This is a genomic window from Arthrobacter sp. 05L45_2 (genome assembly GCF_056397525.1).
Genome location: NZ_JBFTNO010000269.1, coordinates 1 through 3116 on the forward strand (window position 1 = coordinate 1; position 3116 = coordinate 3116).

Genomic DNA, 3116 nt, shown 5'->3' on the forward strand with positions numbered 1-3116 from the left:
GTCTTCCGGCTCGAGGTCACCTGTACAGCGGTTGCCGAGGCCGGCCCAATCGTTCTTGAGCTGTTCGGGCAGGGGCAATGCAGGGGCGTCGCTGTCGGCTGCACTGACAAAACCCGGCAGCAGCGCGATGGCGCCGGGGTTGTTCCGTGCCGATTCGGACATAACTGCCTGCGCCTGGAGGTGCTGCCGGAGCTGCACGCCGGACAGGGGAACGGCGACCACGGCGAGACACAGCACGACCGCGAGGGCGGCCCGCCGTCGTCGGACTTCCGGCCATGCCCATGACCGCCACGGGCGCTCGATGAAGCGCGTGGTCAGGAAGGCGAGTCCGAGGGATGTGGCGATGATCAGGGTGCCGGAGAGCCAGCCCGCCTGTTCCTTGCCGCTCCAGGTCAGGGCCAACACGAGAACCGGCCAGTGCCACAAGTACAGGGCGTACGAGTTGTCACCCAGTTTGACGAGGGGCTTGGAACTGAGGAAGCGGTCGATACCCCAGCGGCTGTTCGTTTGTCCTGCCAGGACGACGCAGCTGGCAGCCAGTGTGGGCCACAGTGCCACGAAGCCCGGGAACGCCCCTTCCACGTCGAGGATAAAGCCGCAGCTGACCATCGCAAGGACGCCCACCCAGCCGAGGACCACGCGGAGCCTGCGGGAAAAGAACGACAGTCCCGGCAGGAACAGTGCCAGCAGCGTGCCGAGCGCAAATTCCCAGAGACGCGCTCCGGTGTCGAAATATGCCTGCGACTGGTTGGTGGCCGTGTAAACGATCGAGTAGGTCAGCGAGACCAGGAAGATGGCCGCGAAGATGTAAGCGAGCAGCGCGCGGTACCGGAGGTCGTATTTGCGCGCGACCACGGCAGTGCCGGCGAAGATGAGGGGCCAGAGGATGAAAATCTGGCCCTGGATCGACAGCGACCAGAAGTGCTGGAGTGGGCTGGCCAGGGCATGGTCCGCCGCGTAATAGTTGACGGCTTCCGCCTGCAGTACGCGGTTTTCGGCGTAGAACAACGACGCCCAGCTCTGAGCGACGACGTCCGGGAAGCGAGTTCGGGGCAGCAGCACGTAACTGGCCAGCAGAGTCGTCAGGATGACCACGGCCGCGGCGGGCAGCAGCCGCCGGAAGAGGTGCAGCCAGTGCTTCAGCAGGGCCATAGGCGAGCCGCTTTCGTAGCGGCCCACGAACTGCAGCGTCATCAGGAACGCGGAGATTAGGAGAAAGACATCGACGCCGCCGGACACACGCCCGAACCAGACGTGATAGGTGGCAACCATCAGGACGGCCAGCGAACGCAGCCCCTGGATCTCCGGCCTGTATTTGCGTCCCGGGGCACGACGCCTACCGGCCCTGGGTTCGCGCGGGGACACAACACTTACCGCTCCGGACATGAAAAACCCCCAAAAAATACTCAAGATAGCAACCGCAACTATACCGTCCGGGGTAGACGCGGAGCCCGGATGACGGTGGTCCGCCCAGGGCAGGACTCGGACGGACGGGCCGCAAACGGAAGAAGGACCGGACCAGCAGTGCTGGTCCGGTCCTTCTTTTGCGCCTAGCGAGTGCGCGGAAACCTTAGTGCTGGTGTCCGGCGTGCTCGTCTTCTTCGGCCGGCTTTTCCACCACGAGGGTTTCGGTGGTGAGGACCAGCGCCGCGATGGACGCCGCGTTGCGGAGGGCCGCRCGSGTGACCTTGACSGGGTCGATGACACCGGCSSCGATCAGGTCTTCGTATTCGCCGGTCTTGGCGTTGAAGCCCTGGTTGACGGCGGATTCGGCCACCTTGGCGACGACGACGTAGCCGTCGAAGCCGGCGTTCTGGGCGATCCAGCGCAGCGGCTGGGTCAGTGCCCGGCGGACGATGCCCACGGCAGCTGCCGCGTCGCCGTCGAGCGCCTGGACTGCCGGATCCTCGTCGAGCGCCTTAAGGGCGTGGATGAGGGCGGARCCGCCGCCGGCCACGATGCCYTCTTCAAGGGCGGCGCGGGTGGAGGACACGGCGTCCTCGATGCGGTGCTTCTTTTCCTTCAGCTCGACCTCGGTGGCTGCGCCGACCTTGATCACGCCGATGCCGCCGGCCAGCTTGGCCAGGCGTTCCTGCAGCTTTTCCTTGTCCCAGTCCGAGTCGGTGCGGGTCAGCTCGGCGCGCAGCTGCGCGACGCGGGCGGCGACGTCCTCGGCGGAACCGGCACCGTCAACAATGGTGGTGTTGTCCTTCGTCACGGTGATACGGCGGGCGGTGCCGAGCACCTCAAGGCCAACCGAATCCAGGCTCAGACCCAGCTCCGGGGACACAACCTGGGCGCCGGTGAGGGTCGCGATGTCCTGCAGCATGGCCTTGCGGCGGTCGCCGAAGCCCGGTGYCTTGACGGCAACGACGTTCAGGGTGCCACGGATGCGGTTGACGATCAGCGTGGAGAGAGCCTCGCCGTCGACGTCTTCAGCAATGATGAACAGCGGCTTGGAGCTCTGCAGCGCCTTCTCCAGCAGCGGCAGGAATTCCTGTACGGAGGAGATCTTGCCCTGGTTGATCAGGATGAGGGCGTCCTCAAGGACTGCTTCCTGGCGTTCCGCGTCGGTGACGAAGTACGGAGACAGGTAGCCCTTGTCGAACTGCATGCCCTCGGTGAGAACCAGCTCGGTCTGCGTGGTGGAGGACTCCTCGATGGTGATCACACCATCCTYGCCGACCTTGCCGAACGCCTCGGCCAGCAGTTCGCCGACCTCGTCGCTCTGCGCGGAAATGGCGGCCACGTTGGCCACCTGGGTGCCCTCGACCGGGCGGGCGTTCTCGAGCAGGCGGGCTGCAACGGCCTCGACGGAGACCTCGATGCCGCGCTTGATCTGGCCCGGGGCGGCGCCGGCGGCTACGTTGCGCAGGCCTTCCTTGACCAGGGCCTGGGCCAGCACGGTGGCCGTGGTGGTGCCGTCAMCGGCGACGTCGTTGGTCTTGGTGGCGACCTCCTTGGCGAGCTGTGCGCCAAGGTTTTCGTAGGGGTCGTCCAGTTCCACTTCGCGGGCGATGGTCACACCGTCGTTGGTGATCGTGGGGGCGCCCCACTTCTTGTCCAGCACGACGTTGCGGCCGCGCGGGCCAAGCGTGACCTTGACCGTGTTGGCG

The 3116-nt window shown here is 66.0% G+C and carries 2 protein-coding genes; both read right to left on the minus strand.

Annotated elements, in window-relative coordinates; all coding sequences use genetic code 11:
• The coding region (locus tag AC1DHD_RS15200) for an acyltransferase family protein (protein ID WP_476880514.1) at positions 1-1386 on the minus strand (1386 nt) is incomplete at its 3' end.
• A 184-nt stretch (positions 1387-1570) separates the two neighbouring features.
• Positions 1571-3116, minus strand: a 1546-nt coding sequence (gene groL / locus AC1DHD_RS15205; RefSeq protein ID WP_476880515.1) for a chaperonin GroEL, incomplete at its 5' end; no start/stop codon positions are given.